The sequence below is a fragment of the Mesorhizobium sp. M1328 genome (assembly GCF_040318075.1).
Classification (GTDB): domain Bacteria; phylum Pseudomonadota; class Alphaproteobacteria; order Rhizobiales; family Rhizobiaceae; genus Mesorhizobium.
On the sequence record NZ_JAMYLO010000022.1, the window covers coordinates 1 to 18222 of the forward strand.

Here is an 18222-nt window from a genome sequence, read left to right on the forward strand (position 1 = left end):
ATCATGCGGCGACCGATGTTGACCGCGAAGACAACCGTGTACCCGGCCAACGCATCTCCGAGCGCGAAGATACTTGACGTCCCCACCGCGATTAGACAACCTCCATCACGTTGGAAAGCGTGTTGACGTCGGCGCCGACGTGTTCCCAGATCTCCGTTCGCGTCGTGGCGGGAAGCACGGCCTGGACGTATACACCCTTCGGCGCGAGCTCGAGGCTGAGTCCCTGCGACAGAAACAGCACGAAGGCTTTGGTTGCGCCGTAGACCGTCATGCCGAACTCCGGCGCCAGGCCGACCACGGAGCCGATGTTGACGATCGCGCCTTCGCCCGCCGCCGCAAGGCGCGGGGCGATGGCACTGGCAAGCCGCAGAAGGGCGGTCGTGTTGAGCGCTACGAGCCGTGTAACGTCATCCGTGCTCTGCTCGATGAAGCTTCCGCCGATGGCCGTTCCGGCATTGTTGACGAGGATCCCGATGCGGGCGTCGTCGCGCAGCCTCGTCTCCACCGTTGCAAGATCGGTGGGCTGCGTGAGATCAGCCTGGACGATGTCGATCGCCACGCCGGTCTCCTGACGCAGGCGCGCCGACAGCGCCTCCATTCGTGCCGTGTCGCGGGCAACCAGCACGAGGTCGTGGCCGCGGCGCGCAAAGCGATCGGCATAGGAAGCTCCGATGCCGGTGGAGGCGCCGGTGATGAGGACTGACGGAATGGCGGTCATGGGATTGCTCTTTTCTCTGCAGGAACTTATAATCATGACGGTCATCATGATTGCAGATAAATATGATGACCATCATGTAAATGTCAACGGAGCCGGCGGAGAATTTTTAAATGAAGGTCAGCCGAGAGCAGATGGCGGAGAACCGTCGCCGGATTTTGGAGGTTGCCAGCCGGCTGTTTCGCGACAAGGGGTTCGATGCGGTCAGCGTGGCGGAGGTGATGAAGGCCGCCGGGCTGACCCATGGCGGTTTCTATGGTCACTTCAACTCGAAAGACGACCTGATTGCGCAGACCCTTGCCCATGTCCTCGCCGCGGACACAGGCGGAGGGCGCGGTCTTCGCGCTTATGTGGATGACTATCTTTCACCCCGGCATCGCGACAACTGCGCCGGTGGTTGCCCGACGGCGGGCCTTGCCGCGGCCATCCGCCATCAAACCCCGGCAGCGCGCTCGGCCATGACCGAAGGTCTTCGATCGCAGATCGACCGTATTGGCAAGGCGTTGCCGGAGCTGGATGCGGCAGACAGGCGCCGCGCGGCGATCGGAAGCTTTGCGGCGATGGTGGGGGCAGTGATCCTCGCCCGGGCGATTGACGACCCAGCGTTTTCCGATGAGGTGCTGGAACAGACACGTTCCTGGGTTGATGCCGGGATCAACCAAGTGTCAGCTAGTTAGCCCCGGCCGACCTGTTGTGCTGATTTATGAGACGGGACTTGTTCCCGACGATGTCGATCGTTCCCCGGCCAGCATTGCAGTCTGGGCGCGCCGCGGCTGGTTCTAGCGCGCCTTAGCGTACAATGAGCGCTAGCTCCCCGGGACCGACGAAGCAGCGAAATACGAGTTCGCCATAGCGCTCCGCCGAGACGCGCCACAGCCGCATCAAATGCGAAAACGTGATCGTGACCGCGCAAAAGCACTAGGCCTTGCAGGTGGGCGGCCGCCGTCGCTTCGGGATCGCGCCGTTGCTCTGGCGCAAGAGCGCGGCGAGGTGCGAACCCGCGATCTCATCAACATCGGCATCCCACGGTGCTATCTCTCCCAAATGTGCGAGGAATGGCTGCTCGTGAAGGTCGGCTACGGGCGGTATCGAGCGGCTGCATTGAAGGTGGCCTGACCTTCAGGCGGGGCGAATGCGCCATAGGATCGCGCCGCTTCGATGACCTCGCCAATCCGGCCTTCGGGGAGGGCGTCGATTGGGCGCGGTTTACGGCCGCTCTCGTGCCGTCCATCGCCCCACCAATGTTCCGCCGGGATAAGCAGCTCGCGTTGGACAGTCCCGTGGACGCTCTGTCGCCCAGTTGTACGTCACAGTGCGCGCGCTTGACCAGCCACCCCGGCCATAGCGCTAATGCCAAGCATGCACTAACATTCCAGCTTGACCCCCGTTGGGGCTGGCCAGTGATCTGTTCAAATTGGGAAGTACCCATGACCAATCATTGCTGTGGACCGGGCTATGCTTCTCCAGCAGAGGCGATGAGGGCACCTCGCGAAAAGCTGCTCTATACGATTGCCATCTACACTGGCACGGGCATTCAGAAGCCGGACTATTTGTGTACCATTGATGTCGACCCGGAGAGTTCGACCTACAGCCAAGTGATTTCACGTTTGCAAATGCCGGGTATTGGCGATGAGCTTCATCACATGGGCTGGAATGCCTGTTCGTCCTGCCATGGCGATGCGAGCATGGAGCGCAAGTATCTGATTGTGCCGGGTGTGCGCTCGACCAATCTGCATATTGTCGATTGCGCAACCGATCCCCGCAATCCGACACTGTTCAAGGTCATAGACGGCGCTGAAATCAAAACCAGGACCAACTTGTCGGCGCCGCACACAGTGCATTGCCTCGGCTCGGATATCATCATTTCCATGCTTGGCGACGCTCAAGGCAACGCCCCAGGCGGCTATTTGCAACTCAACAAGGAGTTCGAGATTGTCGGCCGTTGGGAAAACTCCATGGGCAGCATCAAGTTTGGTTATGATTTCTGGTACCAGCCGCGACATAACGTGATGGTCAGTTCGGAATGGGCCGCGCCCAATACCTTCATGCCTGGTTTTGACCTGGAGGAGGTTGGCCACCTGAAGTATGGCCGAGAGATACATTTCTGGGATTTTGAGAAGAAGGAACCAAAGCAGACATTCTATCTCGGTGAAGATGGCTTGCTCCCACTGGAAGTGCGATTCCATCATAATCCCGACAGCAGTCACGGCTTTGTCGGCGCGGCCCTTTCTGCAAACATCATCCATTGGTGGAAGGATGCGGCGGGTGACTGGCAATGGGAAAAAATTGTCGATGTTGGCAATGAGCCGCATCCCGAATGGCCGATCCCGATACCGGGCGTGATCTCGGTCATTCTGCTCAGTATGGACGATAGACACCTCTATCTGTGCAACTGGTTGCATGGCGACATCCGCCAATATGACATCTCGGACCCGCACAACGCCAAGCTCACCGGACAGGTGTGGATGGGCGGACTTCTCGGCCGTGCGCCCGAGATCAATGGCGTGAAAGTGACTGGTGGGCCTCAGATGATACAGCTCAGCCTCGACGGCAAGCGCCTTTATGTGACGACCTCGCTCTTCTCGACCTGGGACAATCAGTTCTATCCGGAAATCCGCACCAATGGCGGATGCATGCTGATGGTCAATTGCGATACGGAAAACGGCGGCATGGAAATTGATCCGCGATTTGTCGTCGATTTTGGCAAGGAACCAAATGGACCAAGCCGCTGCCACGAAACCCGTTATCCCGGCGGTGATTGCACGAGTGACATCTGGGTATGACCAGCTTCACCATCACCCTCGCCAACCAAGGCGGTGCAGCCTTTGAGGTCGATCACCGCAAGCCCCTCTTGCAAAGCCTGCGCGAGCAGGGCGTGGACCTGCCCTACGGGTGCAAGTATGGCGGCTGCATAACCTGCGCGGCCAAGATAATCACCGGCAAAGTCAGTCAAAAGGCCCAGCGGGCGCTGAACAATCGCCAGATCAACAATGGCTATATAATCCTCTGCGTTGCCCGCCCTATGAGCGACTGCACGCTGGAGGTCGGCGTTGAAAGCCACGACAAGCTCTATCGCAACCCCTTCCTAGATCCCTTGGCCGCACATGAATTGAAAGCCGATATTGCGACCCCGTTGGACACAAAGAAATGACCCATATGAATCATGATGAGCCCTATTCGGAGGCTTATCTGCAAGACATTCTGAAGTCGGTCAAAACCATTGCGATGGTGGGGGCCAGCCCCGACAAGACCAAGTTTTCCTATGGTGTTCTCAGGGTTCTGCACGAAACCGGCTATGACATGATCCCGGTCAATCCCACTCCAGGTCTGGATGAAATTCGAGGGCTCAAGGTGTACGCGTCACTGGCGGCCATCGACCGGCCTGTGGATATGGTTGAGGTTTTTCGCCGCTCCGAAGACCTGTTGGAAGTTGCACAGGAAGCCATCGCAATTGGTGCCAAGGTTCTGTGGAGTCAGATTGGGGTGCGCGATGACACCGCCGCCCTGTTGGCGGAGGAAGCGGGCTTGAAAGTGGTGATGAACCGCTGTCCCAAGATTGAGTTGTTCCGCCCCTTCTGGAAGCCGAAGTTGCACTTGGGAATATGATTGCAGGGTCACGGAATTCGGCGTTGTCGCGGTAGCTGACCTCCTTGGCCTTAGACGTTGATTGATTTGTGCCTGAGGTAAGATGCCAGATGGTCGCTGAGATCACGCGCGTCGTCGCCGGCGCCGTCGATCAGCGCAGACTTGCGGCGGCGCAGAAATTGCATCCCCATCAGGTACATGCCCGGATGTTCCGCAACGCCGCCGTCGTGACGGACGTGGCCTTTGCGGTCGAGGACCGGCAACTCCAGCCAGGAGTAGTCTGGCCGGTAGCCGGTGGCCCAGATGATCGTCCTGATCGCACCTCCGGTAAGGTCGAGGCCGAGCGGCGGGTTGTCCTCAACACGGGTCGGCGGCAGGCGATCCGGCGGCCCGACCGTAGCGTCAAGGCCGTTGGCGCGCGCCCATTCGTCGATGAGGTCGAGCAGCCGGGCCATCTTGAGATCGGAAAGCGCGCACATGTTGCGCAACGACCCCGCAAACTGGGCCTTGCCGTCTTCGGTGATGCCAGCGAGACGGCCAACGAGTCTGACGCCGAGGTCGACCAGCGCATTGAGGTCGAGGGTGGTGCGGTCGGGGGTGCCGGCAAGCTGCAGCGAAGGAACCCGTCGTGCCCGTCTGATGTCGTCTACCTCGTCGTAGCGCTCGTCGAGCACGCCGGCCGCGTCCATCCACCACTCCAGGTCCTTGCCGCGATAGACGCGCGGCGCCCGGATGTGCTCGCCCACCGACAGGGTCACTTGACGCCCCGAACGCTGCAGCTCCTGTGCGATCTGGGTGCCGCTCGACGAGGCACCCACCACCATCACGCCGCCGCCGGCGACCTGAGCCGGATTGCGGTAGGACTGTGCCGTCAGCATGGCGACCGACGGCGGCACGCGGACGGCCAAATCGGGCAGGCGTGCGATGTTGCACGCGCCCGACGCCAGCACGACAGTTCGGCAGCGCCACTCGCCGCGGTCCGTGCGCACGAGATATCCCGCCCCGTCGCTGCGAACCGAGGTAACGGTCGTATGTGTTCTGACTGGAGCCGCGATCGCCTTGGCATAATTCCCGAGGAAGTCGATCACTTCAGGCATCGTCCGGTAGCCGTCGGGGTCGTCGCCATCGTAGCGGAAGCCCGGCAGCCGGCTCTGCCAGTTCGGGGTGAGCAGCCGCAACGAATCCCATCGCTCGGTGCGCCAGGTATGGGCGATCTCGCCGCGCTCCAGCAGCACATGGTCGATAGAGCGCTCCGCGAGGCAGCGGCTCATCGCGAGCCCCGCGTGCCCTGCACCGACGATCACTGTGGTGACGGAACTAATCGCGCCCTCTCATCAGGAGAGTCTACGGCTCGAAGCGCCTTTCAATTCACCACGACCGTGACGTTCGTCGGATTGGTTACAATGTCATAGACAGCCGACCGCTTCTGTGACTGCGCGACGAGAGCCTCGATGTCCTCGGGCTTGGCGTCGGCGTCGATATTGTACTTCACCGTGATGCCGCTGAAGCCGTTGCGGACGTCGCTGTCGATGCCGAGTATGCCCGCTATATCCATGTCGCCTTCGATGGTCGCCTTCACCGACTTCAACTGGATGTTCCGGTTCTGGGCAACCGCGGCGATGCCGGCGGTCAGGCAACTCGCCAGCCCGACCAGCACGTATTCGACAGGCGTGGCGCCCTGATCCAGGGAAGCGAAGACCTCCGGATGGTCGGCATCGAATGCGAAGGTGGTCTTGCGATGCTGGTCCTGGCCGAGACCGTAGAAGCTTTCGACCGTCGAGTGGCTGTGGGTGCCATCCTTCCATTCGCAGGCCGCGCGCCACTTGAACTGCGCGGCCTCCGGGGCGTTGGTAAGCGCTTCTTTTGCGGCGAGCAGCGCCTCTACGTTAACGCCGTTGTTTGCCTGTACTTCGGAAGCCATAATTATCCTCCCTACCTTGCACTGGCTTAAAACCCGACCGATCCCACTGACCTCCTGATCAGATTTCACCAGGGGATGGCATGCTATGGGTAGCGAAGCGTTTCTTCAAGTTGTTTCCGTCGGGGATATGGTCGCCCCTTCGTGCACCGAGTTGCCCCTTGCAGGCTAAGGGTTGCCTGCGTGTCTGTCGGCGTTGGTTCCGCAGCCTGGTGCCAGGCCATAGGCATCGCGATGCAGTTCTTGAAGGTCGCCGGCAAGCTAGCGGACTGCATTTCCGCAGGGCGATCTTCCTGGCGTTGCGAACAGCTGGTTCGCCGCTGTTAACGGGCATTCAGAAGCTGTGAAATCAATTTCGGCTGCTGGCGCGACCACGACCTCCAGCGCGGTCAACTGCAATGTCTTCTGTGGATGGCTCCCGCGATGCAAGAGGTAATTCGACATTATGGCGCGTTGGTCGGGTGCAGTCTTCTGTCCGGCCTGTTGATGCAGCCATTCGAGACTGCTGGCCCTGATGGGGTCGGCGAACTGGGTCCCAATCTGCTTATCAGGCTATGATGCCTCCGACATCGCATGGGTTGTCCCTGTTCCCGGCCTGACCGGTCTCGCCATCACATCGCGTCGCTCTCACAACCTCATGGAGCCGATCGATCGGCTCGATCTGATTTCTGCTTCAGTGTCTTCTGCGCAACTTACGCTGCAAGGTTCGGAGCATGACGCGCCTGATAGGTTTCGCCGCGCGCCATGATAGCCCACACCACGCGGGCCATCTTGTTTGCCATCGCTACGCTCGCCACGCGCGCTGGCTTCCTGGCGAGCAACGCGAGGAGGCGCGGATCCGCAGCCTCGGGCTTATGCCTTGCCCGTCGGATCAGGGAGGTCGCGCCGATCACAAGGAGCTTTCTCAGGTACCGGTCGCCCATCTTGGTGATGTGCCCGAGACGGTCCTTTCCGCCGCTCGAGTTTTGCGAAGGTGTCAGCCCGAGCCAGGCGGCAAACTCTCGACCCGAGCGGAACTGACCCGGATCAGCAACCGAGGCCGCCAACGCTGTGGCACCGATCGGGCCAATGCCAGGTATGGTCGATAGACGCCGTGCCACTTCATTCGTTCTTTGTTGGGCAAGGATCGACCGGTCAATGGTCTGGAGCCGGGCATGGGTGTTGAGCACCTGCTCGCACAGGATACACAGAATCTGCAGTGCCATTGCCGGTACGTCCAATGTGGATTTCTTCGCGGCTATCTGGCGCGCCAGCTTAAGCGCCCGCTCCAAACCTTGGGGAATGTCGATGCCGAACTCAGCCAACAGGCCGCGGATCATGTTCACGAGTTGCGTGCGCTGCTTGACCAGAAGATTGCGTGTGCGGTGAAGCGACAGGGCCGCCTGTTGCTCGGCCGACTTCATCGCCACGAAGCGCATGGTCGGGCGTGTTGCCGCTTCGCAAATCGCTTCCGCGTCCACCGCATCATTCTTGCCGCGCTTCACATAGGGCTTCACGTAGGACGGTGGCATCAGGCGGACTTCATGGCCGAGCTCCGTCAGTTCTCGAGCCCAGTGATGTGCCGTCCCGCAGGCCTCCATGCCGATCAGGCAGGGTGGCAACTTGGTGAAGAACGGCAGAACTTGCGATCGGCGCAGGGCCTTGCGCACGACAACGCCCCCAGACGCGTCGACGGCATGAACCTGAAAAATGCGCTTGGCCAGATCAAGGCCCACGGTGGTAATCTGCATGGCGGATGGCTCCTTTGCTCGGGTTGCCTGACAGCAAACCCACTGTGGCACTCAGATGCCGGGAGCGGGAGCCATCCACCTCATCTGCTTCCGGGCGGAGGCAAAGTTCGCCTCTATGGTCGACATGAGGCGCAAGGCGGACCTGCCCGATGTTTCATGTGCGAACGCCTGAGACGCGAGCGCCGCCATTAACCATCGATTAACTATCCGGTCGCCTTTAATTCAATTTTGCAGCATACTGATTTGGGTAGCGAGGTTGCTCAAGGAGACTGGAACAAGAGGGTAATTCTCCTGTTCGCGCACTTGTCCCTTCACTCGTGCGCGACAGTCGAAATTGTAAAAAGAAACGACGGAACACCGTCGTCTCATGGGGAGGCGCCAGCATCATGTTTGATGAGGAGCGCCTGAATGAAGATCGAAGACGCAGTTACGGCTGTGACGTCAGAACCGAGCACGCTCATGTCTTGCCTCGGCCAGCCCGTTGTCGCCTACCACGTCATGGAAATCATGAGAGAGACAGACCTGGCCCACGCCCGCGAGATGCAGCACGCGCTGATGCGACGAAGCATCGAGGCTCTTGTCGATGATGGCCTGGAAGGCGTCGCCGCCGAACATTTCGCATCCCAGTTCGACGGCCGCGTCGGCCTGACTTGGAGACTCCTACACGCATCCGACGGCGTGGCGCATTGATCACGACCAGAGCGGTCTTGGTCAAGCTCTGGCAAGATCAGCTTCGAGGCGCGAAGCCGATGATCGGCGAAGCCGCCGATCGTCGGTATTTCCGCATGGCTGCCGCCGATCTTGAGATTGCGGCTTGCAAGGAATAGGCATGGGCGGGCGAGGCCGATATTCTACGCTTGGATTCGTCGGTCCTCGACGCTCTGCCACTCTGGAAGCTGGACTACGAGATCGAAGCGTAGGGAAAAATCGCACGCCGGGGTGCAAAATCGCGACTTGGCGTAGAAAAGGCGGTGGCTCCCCGGGCCGGACAAATTCGACAAATCGAACCGAGTGCAAAAAAGCCAGAAATGCCTGTATTTCCAATCTCTTGGTGTGACATCTTCCCCAAAGCGCCGACCGCCTTGGTGTATCTCTAGGGGTAGCGGCGGTGTATCTCTTAGTCAAGGGGCGCGACGTCACTTCTGATGTCAATTTCAATTCTCAGAACGCACGGCGCGCGCCAAAGCTTCGGTCGTTGCCGAGCCCTGAACACGCTCCACGGTCAAACCGCTGGGTGCTATGACCTCATCCGACCGGCGGGGAACGGGCGGTGCTTCTCAGTCCGAAGTCCATCCCGGTCGTATTCCGTGACGTCGATCCCCGCCCACGCGCCAATGGTCCGATCTGCCTTCCACATTGGCACGCCCCCGATAGTGACCCTGACACGCTCGCTGGGGTCGACGCCTCGCTTGACCAATTCTCGACACACGACCGGAACCGGGTCTTTGCGTGTTGTGGTGATCCTGATTTCCTCGCCCGACAGCGTCGTGACGGCAGTGTATGACCCGCTCATTTCGATCTGTTGCATGTTCTCCGTATTTGCATGGTGGAAGCGCGGAAGGTTCCGCAATGGCGGATTGTACCGGGGAGGGGCCTGAAGCCGCCCCACGGTCAAACCGCTGGGTTTTGTGGTGGTGTTTGATAGGAAGCCCGGGCAGGGCTGTGAGCTTGGGGCTTAGAGCAGCCACCACCCGGGAAGTCTGACTTAGATGCCCAAATCCAGCCGCATCTTTGCAGCGGCACGGGCATGGTTGATCAGGGCTTGCCAGTCACCCTCGACGACAGCGCGGCGGAAGGCTGGCAACTCGGCCTCGCCGATGTGTTCCATCCATTGGTCCATCGATAGTCCAACCGGGTTCAACACCTGACGCTCGATCTGGACCGCTGCCGCCGCCTAAACAATGGAGACTTCCAGCTCATCGACACCGGCTGCCGCGTGGTCGATCTCTCCCGTCTCGATGTATGAGGCAATCGAAGCTTCCCGAACCTCTTGGGTTTGGTTCTGGTTCCATCGGTCAAGGGCTCTGTCGGCCCCTTCGATCAACTGGGTCTCGGTCTTCTCCTTTTTCTCGTCGTCGGTCAGTTCCTTGTCGTCGTCTTCCTTCGTGTCGATCTCATCCGCAGTCGGGACTTCCGACCCCTCGACGGGGGCCGAAAGCTTCTCGTCGCCCGCTGCGGCTATTTGAAAGAACCGGGGGCCTTGTACCCGTGCAGCGCCAGCGCATCCGACAACGCCTTGTCGTATTCAGCCTTTGACCACTGGCCGTATTGGACCATGTCGCGGGCTTGCTGGCCGCTGATCTCCCAGCCGTTGAAGCGCACGTGGGTGCTTTCGACAACTTCCCTTGGCGCGATCATTCCGATGCTTTGCGATGAGATCGTGCGGTTGGTGCCGAAGCCGATCCGCTGCGCCTGAAGCTGAGGATTGTTCTGGACGGACAATTCTGTTGCCCGCTCGATCTCGGCCTTGAGGGCGTCCTCTTTGGCCTGCTCGGCGAGGGCCTCCATCTTGGCCTGATTGGCTGCCTGCTCTGCCATCCGAGCGCGGTACATGGCTTGCCCGAGTAAGGTCTGGTCGGGAATGTATTTGCTGGGATCGTCCTGGTAGTCGTTCATGTGGTGTCCTTTCAGTCATGGTTGATCGCTCCCGACGCGGAATGCGCCAAGAGGTGGTGGGTAGTGATGGTCCGATCACACGTTCTTTGTGGTCAATGTCACCGGCGGGGCGTGAAGCCGTAGCTGTGATCCGGTCTTGCCCCGGGTTCTGCGATGGGCGTCACCGGAGCGGCGGTCGGGGCCTTGCTACGGGGCCCCATGTAGACTTCGGCCATGTGCCTCGCCAGCGCCGCCGGCTCAAGCTGGGGATAGCCATAGACAAACCAACAGCGGTCCGCGACGATCACCGCGTTGGCGATGCCGGTGAGCCGGTCAAGCTCGTTAGGGGTACCTTCCTCGATCCGCTGAAGGGCGTCGAGAATTGCAAGTGCGGTGTCCCTTGTCGGGTAATCCTCCAACGGCATTGCGCCTCTGTAGGTCATAGCCGCTTCACCCGACCGAAGCGCTGGAGGTAGTAAAGGTCGGGCGGGATCTTGCCGGACAATTCCTCGGCGAAGACGGCGTCGAGGGTGCCCTTTGCTGCGAGCTTGTCCAAGACGGTCTGGTGTTCTTTGACTTGATCCGAGGTCATGTCTCGCCAGTCAGCATTGCGATGCTGGACAACCACGCCCTCAACGACCTTCCGCCGCCCCTCACGCCGCTCTGCCGCTGCCTTGATGGACTTCGATCTGCGAAGCTTGGCGCGGTGTGAGAGGGCTGCATCGGGGACAGCATAGGTGCCTGCAATGTGGTCGAGACGGTGCTGGACACGTCCGCCACGTTCGGCTCGTTCATCGTCGTGGCTATTTCTCTCCTTTCGTTTAGCAGCGTCCCTGCGACTGTTGGCGGCCTCAAGCCGCTGAGCGACCATCGCATCCCAGTCGGCTGCGGTGTACGTATCTGGGCAGTCTGCGGTCATCACCAAGAACAGGACCTCACGGTCGGTGAGGGCCTTCCGGTCGGTCGTCCGATGCATGATCTCAAACACGGTCGTGCGATAGACACACATGCCGATCTCGCTGACCAACCCCTGCCATCGATGGGTCGCTTGGTGATCGATAATTGGCCTGCCGTCCGGGTGCTGATCGTGAAAGGCGGCGAGGTAGGCGGTGACAGCTTCCACGGCGACGAAGCGGTCATTAGGGTCAAAGTCTGGCCGGCGCACGGAGGCGAGGGCCTTCTCATCGGCGGTCATTTTTCGACGATGTAACTCCTTGTGTAATGTAGGTATCCAGTCGGATGACGATCATGGTGACGTAGTCAGGGAACGCCCGAAGGCGAACCAATTGGGGGACTGGCGGAAACCTCGGGTTGAAGACCACAGAAGGGGGAGACCAAAGAAGGAAATCCCCAGTCCGGGTTCAGCTCGAAGTCTAGCCCCAGGTATCAATCAAGTCGGGATTGAAGGTGACATGTTTGGTCACCGAAAGGGGCTTCGCTTTCCAAGCCTTCCATGCCCTGATCTGGTCCGCTCGGGTGTTCACATGCAGGGAAACCATTCGGGGTGACGCTCCGGTTATCGTGCACATGTCGACCTGGAGGAGATCGGGGAACTGGTCGGACAAAAAGCAGACTTCCTCCTGGGGTGTCATGTTCGACCGGCGAGATGCCCTGAACGTGTCGAGGCATTCCTTGGCAGTGTTGACCATCGGACTTGAAGCAGTCTCAGCAGCCATGGTCTGGACTGCGTCGTCCCAACGCTGGTCGATCCATTCCTGTCCTTTTGGGGAGAGGACATCGAAGGGGTAGGTTCCTGCTTTCTTGGGATAGTTGCGCTTGCCCAGTCCGGCTTTGATGGCTTCGTCGGTCAATCGTCTTCGGGCAACCCGAGAGGTTCCCGACTTGGACACTTCAAGCTGTTCTTGAAGTAGCCCGAGGTGGGACAAGATTGCTCGGATTTGCCGAGGTCCGACGCCCTTGGTAGCGCCGTAGTAAGTCACGGTGACCCAATTGCCGAGTGAGACGGTTTTGAGGTCGCCGGTGGATCGGTCAAGTATTTCGGTCGTGTATTCCATTGCTCCTTGGTTGAGTGTGGTGGTCGATTTGGGCGGTTGTCCCCATGGAAAGGCACTGATCAGGACACAAGCGCCTCACCAAAGCTGACCCGCCAAGCGCCACGTCCGTCGCCCCGGAAAGTGTGTTTCGGCGTGCAATTTTGACCCCCTGAGGCGGGGAATCGGCGTCCAATTTTGACCCCCCCTGTTGATGGCGATCTGCGACCATCCGCTTGTCTCGGCGAGCGGATGGAGGGGGGATGAAGTCGGTGGATACAATTGCCCGTGTTCGGCGCGCTTTTTACGTTCAGAGGTGGTCGGTCAAACGGATCTGCCGGGACCTTCATCTGGCGCGCAACACGGTGCGCAAGATCCTCAGGTCTGACGAGACGTCCTTCTCCTATGAGCGCGAGCGGCAGCCGATGCCGAAGATCAGACCCTGGCAGGACCAGTTCGATGCGCTCCTGAGCAGCAACCGCGGCAAGTCCGGCCGCGATCGCCTGACGCTGGTGCGGATATACGAAGAGCTTCACCGGCTCGGCTACGAAGGCGGCTATGATGCGGTCCGGCGCTACGCCAAGACCTGGGCGAAGGCGCAAGGCTCGGCGTCGGAGGACGCCTATGTGCCGCTGTTCTTCCCGCCCGGCGACGCCTACCAGTTCGACTGGAGCCACGAGATCGTCCTCATCGACGGCGTGACGGTGACCCTGAAGGTGGCCCATGTCCGGCTCTGCCACAGCCGCATGATGTTCGTGCGGGCCTATCCGCGCGAGACGCAGGAGATGGTATTCGATGCCCACGACCGGGCCTTCGCTTTCTTCGGCGGGGCCTGCACGCGCGGCATCTACGACAACATGAAGACGGCGGTGGAGACGGTCTTCGTCGGCAAGGACCGTCAATACAATCGCCGCTTCCTGCAGATGTGCAGCCATTACCTGGTGCAGCCGGTCGCCTGCACCCCGGCCTCCGGCTGGGAGAAGGGGCAGGTGGAGAACCAGGTCGGGCTGGTGCGCGAGCGCTTCTTCACGCCGCGGCTGCGCTTCAGGAGTTATGAGGAGCTGAACGCCTGGCTGCTCGACAAGTGCGTCGCCTGGGCTAAGGCCCATCGCCATGTCGATCAGCCGGACCGCACGATCTGGGAAGTGTTCGAGGAGGAACGCCGCAAGCTGGTCGCCTATCGCGGCCCGTTCGACGGCTTCCATGTGGTTCCCGCCTCGGTGTCGAAGACCTGCACGGTGCGCTTCGACAACAACAAATACTCGGTGCTGTCGACGGCAGTCGGACGGCCGGTCGAGATCCAGGCCTATGCCGACCGCATCGTCATCCGCCAGGACGGCCTCATTGTCGGCGAGCACGCCCGCTTCTTCGGACGCGGCGAGACGGTTTATGATCCCTGGCACTACGTCCCGGTCCTCTCCCGAAAGCCCGGAGCGCTACGCAACGGCGCACCGTTCCGGGATTGGGTTCTGCCGTCGGCCACGGAGCAGGTCCGCCGCATACTGAAGGACGCCGACGACGGCGACCGGCAGATGGTCGCCATCCTGGCTGCGGTGGTCTCCGACGGGATCGAGGCCGTCGAGACGGCCTGTCAGGAGGCGCTCGACCAGAACGTCTGCTCGTCGGCCGTCATCCTCAACATCCTGGCCCGCCGCCGCGATCCGGCGCCGGCGGTGACCGTGCTCACTCCGGATGCGCTACGCCTGAAGCATGAGCCGCAGGCCGACTGCGCCCGTTACGACAGCCTCAGGAGGGCAAGCTGATGGAAAGGACTCAGGTTCTCGAACTGATGGGCACCTTGAAGCTCTACGGCATGCGCGGCGCCTATGACGAGATCATGGCCACCGGGATCAAGCGTCAGCACGAGCCGCCGAGGATCGTCGGCGATCTCCTGTCGGCGGAGATTGCCGAGAAGCAGGCGCGCTCCATCAAATACCAGCTGACCGTCGCCAAGCTGCCGCTCGCCAAGGAGATCGAGGACTTCGACTTCACCGACACGCCGGTCAACGAGGCCCTCGTCCGCGAGCTCGCCAACGGCACCTTCGTCGCCGACCAGCGCAATGCCGTGCTCATCGGCGGCACCGGAACCGGCAAGTCGCATCTGGCGATCGCCATCGCGCGCGCCCTGATCCGCAACGGTTCACGCGGCCGCTTCTTCAACCTCGTCGATCTCGTCAACCGGCTCGAGACGGAGCACCGAAACGGCAAGCAGGGACGCATCGCTGACCACCTCACTCGACTCGACTTCGTCGTCCTCGACGAACTCGGCTATCTCCCCTTCGCCCAGGCCGGCGGGCAGCTTCTCTTCCATCTCATCAGTCGGCTCTACGAACGCACCTCCATCATCGTCACCACCAACCTGGCATTCGGCGAATGGCCGAGTGTCTTTGCCAGCGACGCAAAGATGACGACGGCGCTGCTCGACCGGCTCACCCATCACTGCGAGATCATCGAGACCGGAAACGAGTCCTGGCGCTTCAAGAACCGCGCCTGACGCGCCTCTGCCGACCACCGCCCAAACAATCCGCACTCGCCGGGCTGCGCAACCCCGACCAGCTCCGCCCGGCGAGCGCTCCTCGTCGCGCTTAGGCAAGGGGGTCAATATTGGACGCCAATCGGGGGTCAAAGTTCGGCGCCGATTGACACCGGAAAGGAGCAAACAGGGCAACCGGCAGTCGCGATCAGGGGAGAACCGCGCGGGTCAGCTTGGGAGAGGAGCGTTTCATAGAGCTATTGGTGCACCAATTCGCCTTCGTAGGTGCTAGTAGGGGTGCTTATCGCCTTCACAGTGCCAGTGGTGCGGTTGATGTCAGCCGGCGAGGAAATCGCCTTCACGCCCAGTGGAAGGGTTTGTCTTTGATGAACGATCCGACCACAGCCGTTCACTAATCGTTGACGGCGCTGTCCCGTAGTTCTAGAGGGAGCCCAATTATTCAGGGTTGCATCCATGACGCGTGACACAACCGTCCGCGCTGCTTCATAGCTAGTAGTCAGGTTATTTAATTCAGCGCCCTCTAATGCATGACCATCTGTGGTAGTGGTGCCGGTATTCCCGGACCGTAGGAAACCGACCTAACCCGCTTCTATCAGCCGCTGCACCTGAGAAGCCGAGAATGGCTGCCCCTTCGCCGTCATGTGACCAAGCTGGGCAAGCGCCGCCGCGATCTCGCGCAAGGTCCTTGCCTTGCCTGTCCTTGGGCTCTTGCGGGCCAATCGCTTCGCCTCCCGGATCACCTCAGGGCTGGACACCCGATAACCGTGGTTACCCTCCACGCGCCTCCCAGCGACCCTAGAAGCCCTGTCACGCGCGCCCCTGAGCTTGGCCACCAACTGGGCCTTTTCAAACTCCGCAACGGCCCCAAGTATCTGCCGCACCATGGCAGCGGTCGGTGTGTCGTCCGTGAAGTGATTGGGGGCATCGACCGGGATCAACTCATACCCCAGGTCCTGAAGGAGCTTATGGCCTGCCAACTGCACGGCAAGGTCACGGGCAAACCGGGACGCGTTCTCTATCAGGATCACCCTAGCCCCATTCCCAGCAAGGTATTCCAGAAGCGCCTGAAAGCCGGGCCGCGTGTCTATCGGGTCGGTGCCGCTCACGGCAGCGTCGTGAAACTCCTTGACCACCTTCAGCCCGTGGCGCTTGGCGTACTCCTCAATTGCCTGTTTCTGCCTCGGGGCGCTGTCCCCGTCGAGATTGGTGCGCGATGAGGTGCGAAGGTAGGCCACTGCTGTCGTCATTCTCTTGATCTGTATCCCTTGATCCACAAGGCATTGAGCCTTCTGTGTGTACCTTGTACTTGAGAATTAGGTACACGGTCAAGGGAGTGCGGTTGGATAGTGGCAGCCGCCGAAGGGCTGCCCGTGCGGTTATGCTGCTGACATGAACGCGCTCTGGTGACTATCGTCCCACTGAAGGGAAACCATGCGCGGGCTTATTGTGGCCTGTTTCCTCGGGACGCTCGCCGCAATGGGTCGCGCCTGGGCCGCGCGTCCTATTGCACCTCGGGCCGTGGAAATGCCTCCGTGCAAGCCTTCGGCTCGCCCATGGCGTGCGTGGCATAGATCAGGCAGCGAATAGCCGTGGCGCGGCGACGACCAAAGTAATCGGCCCCATACGTGGCCGCCAAATTGGCGACTTGCAGAACAATGAGTACTGTGATGGCGGTTTTCATGGTCTTTTCCCCCTGGCCGGCGCGGCCCCAAATTCAGTGCATCAATCCCACGAAATGCCCGCCACCGCCACTGGCAGCCCCTACGTATACGCGCGGAGCTACAGACAGGGCCGATAAGAGATACATTCTCCTGTTTGCCCCATTGAAATCATTCGACAATCTGCCGTGTTGTGGGAATGATAGTGGGACGGAAGGCGACCCGAGCGGCACGACGTGGGAAACGAGGGGGCACGGGGGGGTCGCCGCGCGAGCCAGTTATCCGATCAGGCGCTCAGAAATTTCTGCCAAAAAATTCCCAGCCTCGTGTTGGAACCATTTCGTTTCGGGCGGGTTGCAGCTGACGGGGAAGGGACGCCCTGCACATGACCAAGAAGAACAAAGCAGGCCATCCGTCTGTCTCCAAAGCATTTCGGAAACTGATCCATTCCGAAGACAATCGTCGTCACATGCACAAGCTGTTAAGGCTAGCAGTCGAACCAGAACTCTCGCCGACCCTAGCGTCATTACTTGCGGCTATTGATCAGGCCAAACAGGGGCCGACCGAAGAAGGTGCCTAGCGGGCTGGCTGAGCGTCAAACAGAGGCTCGCTCCGTCCTGGTTTCTCTGGTTCCCGCTCAGAAATTTCTACCCAACATTCTTCTTGATTTTTCCCGGCAGAGGATCATCAATGTTCCCTTGGGTTATCGCTGAGGTGGAGGCCTCGGATGAACGTTCTGACGAACTGTCGACCCAGCAAAATGACTGCCCACGAGATTGTTGAAGAGCTGATCCTACAAGCCCGTCGCGGTCAAATCATCTCCGTCAAAGAGACCATCACAGCGGTGCGCCGAGACGGGCCACATCTGGTGGAATGTGACTGCGCGCTGGTCGAGCTTATTGTCGAGATTGCCCCAGCCTTTGGCCTGTTTGTCGCGTTCGACCTTCGCGAATAGCCTTTGGCGCTCCAGTGTGGCTGAAATCGATAAAGCCAAACAGAAGGTTATTGCCGAAGTTGTGCGGCGGTGGATCACCTCAGAGGTAATCCGCAATTACCTTCGCAACCAGCTAAATCTGCCTGTAGAACGGGAACTGTCGGCTGAGCAAAGGTATTTGCTGGAGGAACTTGATCGGGCCGACAAAGAGTGACGTATGGCACTCCATTGGTTCAACCCTCCGGTCCCCGTCAAGACCGAGCGTCCCGGGATCATCCGCAACGTCAACAACGCCGAGACAGCCGGCGAGGAGCTGATGAAGTGGACCAGGCGTGGACCTTGCTGGGACCTCGCGGTGCGCGTCTGCATGGCCGTCATTTTCGACGAGATGGAACCTGAGGAGGCACGTAAGGCGTTCCTGGCTGCTGCAGAAGAGGAGGGGGCGTTACTCCCCCCAAATAACTAACACGGAGGGCCCGCCGCCCGAAAGGATGAGGCGACGGACCCACAGCGGCTACATCCACGAAGAATCGACCGCTGCGATTTGTAAACCGCCGAGGGCCTGCGTTGTTCCCTATCCGCGAACTGCAACCGGGTTGGTC

20 protein-coding genes and 2 pseudogenes are annotated in these 18222 nt (G+C 60.4%); 11 read left to right on the forward strand and 11 right to left on the reverse strand.

Going from position 1 to position 18222, the window contains the following annotated elements:
• Positions 1–97: 97 nt before the first annotated feature.
• Positions 98–718 (reverse strand): annotated as a pseudogene (locus NKH23_RS28095) (SDR family NAD(P)-dependent oxidoreductase); the annotation flags it as partial.
• Between the two features lie 110 nt (positions 719–828).
• Between NKH23_RS28095 and NKH23_RS28100 the strand changes: the two are divergent.
• The 4 genes from NKH23_RS28100 (at position 829) to NKH23_RS28115 (ending at position 4321) form a co-directional block, all read left to right on the forward strand.
• Positions 829–1392: a TetR/AcrR family transcriptional regulator gene (locus tag NKH23_RS28100; protein WP_292662551.1), complete on the forward strand. Its 564-nt coding sequence runs from the start codon at positions 829–831 to the stop codon at positions 1390–1392.
• A 378-nt stretch (positions 1393–1770) separates the two neighbouring features.
• Entirely contained in the window at positions 1771–3498 is a 1728-nt protein-coding gene (locus NKH23_RS28105; protein WP_352978279.1) for a selenium-binding family protein, read from the forward strand.
• Positions 3495–3866 (forward strand): 2Fe-2S iron-sulfur cluster-binding protein, encoded by a 372-nt coding sequence (locus tag NKH23_RS28110; RefSeq protein ID WP_353025930.1) that lies wholly within the window; start codon positions 3495–3497, stop codon positions 3864–3866. The genes NKH23_RS28105 and NKH23_RS28110 overlap by 4 nt, the downstream gene beginning before the upstream one ends.
• A gap of 5 nt (positions 3867–3871) precedes the next feature.
• Complete coding sequence (locus tag NKH23_RS28115; RefSeq protein WP_352666082.1) at positions 3872–4321, forward strand: CoA-binding protein; 450 nt, start codon at positions 3872–3874, stop codon at positions 4319–4321.
• Between the two features lie 50 nt (positions 4322–4371).
• Here the strand turns inward: NKH23_RS28115 and NKH23_RS28120 are convergent, their stop codons facing one another.
• The 3 genes from NKH23_RS28120 to NKH23_RS28130 all read right to left on the reverse strand — a co-directional run bounded on the left by NKH23_RS28120 (position 4372) and on the right by NKH23_RS28130 (position 7948).
• Positions 4372–5604 carry an NAD(P)-binding domain-containing protein gene (locus NKH23_RS28120; RefSeq protein WP_352978275.1) on the reverse strand — a complete coding sequence of 411 codons (1233 nt, stop codon included), beginning with the start codon at positions 5602–5604 and terminating at the stop codon, positions 4372–4374.
• Between the two features lie 59 nt (positions 5605–5663).
• Positions 5664–6221: an OsmC family protein gene (locus tag NKH23_RS28125; protein ID WP_095205037.1), complete on the reverse strand. Its 558-nt coding sequence runs from the start codon at positions 6219–6221 to the stop codon at positions 5664–5666.
• Between the two features lie 689 nt (positions 6222–6910).
• Complete coding sequence (locus NKH23_RS28130; protein ID WP_352976687.1) at positions 6911–7948, reverse strand: IS110 family RNA-guided transposase; 1038 nt, start codon at positions 7946–7948, stop codon at positions 6911–6913.
• Positions 7949–8356: 408 nt separating this feature from the next.
• On the opposite strand from NKH23_RS28130, the gene NKH23_RS28135 reads away from it, so the two are divergent.
• Entirely contained in the window at positions 8357–8638 is a 282-nt protein-coding gene (locus tag NKH23_RS28135; RefSeq protein ID WP_352913379.1) for a hypothetical protein, read from the forward strand.
• 1015 nt (positions 8639–9653) lie between these two features.
• On the opposite strand, the gene NKH23_RS28140 is transcribed toward NKH23_RS28135, so the two are convergent.
• From NKH23_RS28140 to NKH23_RS28160, 5 genes are all read right to left on the reverse strand, one after another.
• The gene (locus NKH23_RS28140; RefSeq protein ID WP_353035899.1) at positions 9654–9776 is read right to left on the reverse strand and encodes a hypothetical protein; all 123 of its coding nucleotides are present in this window, start codon (positions 9774–9776) and stop codon (positions 9654–9656) included.
• A gap of 350 nt (positions 9777–10126) precedes the next feature.
• Positions 10127–10564 carry a hypothetical protein gene (locus NKH23_RS28145; RefSeq protein WP_353035901.1) on the reverse strand — a complete coding sequence of 146 codons (438 nt, stop codon included), beginning with the start codon at positions 10562–10564 and terminating at the stop codon, positions 10127–10129.
• 98 nt (positions 10565–10662) lie between these two features.
• A complete protein-coding gene (locus NKH23_RS28150) occupies positions 10663–10986 on the reverse strand; it encodes a hypothetical protein (RefSeq protein WP_353035903.1) in 324 nt (107 codons plus the stop codon).
• Positions 10983–11738: a hypothetical protein gene (locus NKH23_RS28155; protein ID WP_353035905.1), complete on the reverse strand. Its 756-nt coding sequence runs from the start codon at positions 11736–11738 to the stop codon at positions 10983–10985. Before NKH23_RS28155 ends, NKH23_RS28150 begins: the two co-directional genes overlap by 4 nt.
• Positions 11739–11916: 178 nt before the next feature.
• A complete protein-coding gene (locus NKH23_RS28160; protein ID WP_353035907.1) occupies positions 11917–12558 on the reverse strand; it encodes a hypothetical protein in 642 nt (213 codons plus the stop codon).
• A gap of 239 nt (positions 12559–12797) precedes the next feature.
• Here NKH23_RS28160 and istA point away from each other — a divergent pair.
• Both istA and istB read left to right on the forward strand, forming a co-directional pair.
• Positions 12798–14364, forward strand: a pseudogene (istA, locus tag NKH23_RS28165) (IS21 family transposase).
• Positions 14297–15028 carry an IS21-like element helper ATPase IstB gene (istB, locus tag NKH23_RS28170; RefSeq protein WP_352662292.1) on the forward strand — a complete coding sequence of 244 codons (732 nt, stop codon included), beginning with the start codon at positions 14297–14299 and terminating at the stop codon, positions 15026–15028. Before istA ends, istB begins: the two are co-directional and overlap by 68 nt.
• A gap of 578 nt (positions 15029–15606) precedes the next feature.
• Here istB and NKH23_RS28175 read toward each other — a convergent pair.
• Together NKH23_RS28175 and NKH23_RS28180 are read right to left on the reverse strand one after the other, a co-directional pair.
• Complete coding sequence (locus tag NKH23_RS28175; RefSeq protein WP_352643597.1) at positions 15607–16275, reverse strand: recombinase family protein; 669 nt, start codon at positions 16273–16275, stop codon at positions 15607–15609.
• 254 nt (positions 16276–16529) lie between these two features.
• Positions 16530–16709: a hypothetical protein gene (locus NKH23_RS28180; RefSeq protein ID WP_352643595.1), complete on the reverse strand. Its 180-nt coding sequence runs from the start codon at positions 16707–16709 to the stop codon at positions 16530–16532.
• A 362-nt stretch (positions 16710–17071) separates the two neighbouring features.
• Between NKH23_RS28180 and NKH23_RS28185 the strand changes: the two genes are divergently transcribed.
• The 4 genes from NKH23_RS28185 (at position 17072) to NKH23_RS28200 (ending at position 18086) form a co-directional block, all read left to right on the forward strand.
• A complete protein-coding gene (locus NKH23_RS28185; protein WP_353035910.1) occupies positions 17072–17266 on the forward strand; it encodes a hypothetical protein in 195 nt (64 codons plus the stop codon).
• A gap of 147 nt (positions 17267–17413) precedes the next feature.
• Entirely contained in the window at positions 17414–17641 is a 228-nt protein-coding gene (locus NKH23_RS28190) for a hypothetical protein (protein WP_352978254.1), read from the forward strand.
• Between the two features lie 16 nt (positions 17642–17657).
• On the forward strand, positions 17658–17834 hold the full coding sequence (locus NKH23_RS28195) for a hypothetical protein (protein WP_352978252.1): 177 nt from the start codon (positions 17658–17660) through the stop codon (positions 17832–17834).
• Between the two features lie 3 nt (positions 17835–17837).
• The gene (locus tag NKH23_RS28200) at positions 17838–18086 is read left to right on the forward strand and encodes a DUF982 domain-containing protein (RefSeq protein ID WP_353035912.1); all 249 of its coding nucleotides are present in this window, start codon (positions 17838–17840) and stop codon (positions 18084–18086) included.
• The last annotated feature ends 136 nt before the right edge of the window (positions 18087–18222 follow it).

Excerpts from the sequence above, each read along its gene's own strand:
- NKH23_RS28185 (WP_353035910.1), top strand. The coding sequence starts at position 17,072 with ATGACCAAGAAGAACAAAGCAGGCCATCCGTCTGTCTCCAAAGCATTT.
- NKH23_RS28160 (WP_353035907.1), bottom strand. The coding sequence starts at position 12,558 with ATGGAATACACGACCGAAATACTTGACCGATCCACCGGCGACCTCAAA.
- NKH23_RS28105 (WP_352978279.1), top strand. The coding sequence starts at position 1,771 with ATGGCTGCTCGTGAAGGTCGGCTACGGGCGGTATCGAGCGGCTGCATT.
- NKH23_RS28130 (WP_352976687.1), bottom strand. The coding sequence starts at position 7,948 with ATGCAGATTACCACCGTGGGCCTTGATCTGGCCAAGCGCATTTTTCAG.
- NKH23_RS28180 (WP_352643595.1), bottom strand. The coding sequence starts at position 16,709 with ATGAAAACCGCCATCACAGTACTCATTGTTCTGCAAGTCGCCAATTTG.
- NKH23_RS28155 (WP_353035905.1), bottom strand. The coding sequence starts at position 11,738 with ATGACCGCCGATGAGAAGGCCCTCGCCTCCGTGCGCCGGCCAGACTTT.
- NKH23_RS28100 (WP_292662551.1), top strand. The coding sequence starts at position 829 with ATGAAGGTCAGCCGAGAGCAGATGGCGGAGAACCGTCGCCGGATTTTG.
- NKH23_RS28140 (WP_353035899.1), bottom strand. The coding sequence starts at position 9,776 with ATGGAACACATCGGCGAGGCCGAGTTGCCAGCCTTCCGCCGCGCTGTC.
- istB (WP_352662292.1), top strand. The coding sequence starts at position 14,297 with ATGGAAAGGACTCAGGTTCTCGAACTGATGGGCACCTTGAAGCTCTAC.
- NKH23_RS28125 (WP_095205037.1), bottom strand. The coding sequence starts at position 6,221 with ATGGCTTCCGAAGTACAGGCAAACAACGGCGTTAACGTAGAGGCGCTG.
- NKH23_RS28190 (WP_352978254.1), top strand. The coding sequence starts at position 17,414 with ATGAACGTTCTGACGAACTGTCGACCCAGCAAAATGACTGCCCACGAG.
- NKH23_RS28145 (WP_353035901.1), bottom strand. The coding sequence starts at position 10,564 with ATGAACGACTACCAGGACGATCCCAGCAAATACATTCCCGACCAGACC.
- NKH23_RS28110 (WP_353025930.1), top strand. The coding sequence starts at position 3,495 with ATGACCAGCTTCACCATCACCCTCGCCAACCAAGGCGGTGCAGCCTTT.
- NKH23_RS28135 (WP_352913379.1), top strand. The coding sequence starts at position 8,357 with ATGAAGATCGAAGACGCAGTTACGGCTGTGACGTCAGAACCGAGCACG.
- NKH23_RS28115 (WP_352666082.1), top strand. The coding sequence starts at position 3,872 with ATGAATCATGATGAGCCCTATTCGGAGGCTTATCTGCAAGACATTCTG.
- NKH23_RS28200 (WP_353035912.1), top strand. The coding sequence starts at position 17,838 with ATGGCACTCCATTGGTTCAACCCTCCGGTCCCCGTCAAGACCGAGCGT.
- NKH23_RS28175 (WP_352643597.1), bottom strand. The coding sequence starts at position 16,275 with ATGACGACAGCAGTGGCCTACCTTCGCACCTCATCGCGCACCAATCTC.
- NKH23_RS28150 (WP_353035903.1), bottom strand. The coding sequence starts at position 10,986 with ATGACCTACAGAGGCGCAATGCCGTTGGAGGATTACCCGACAAGGGAC.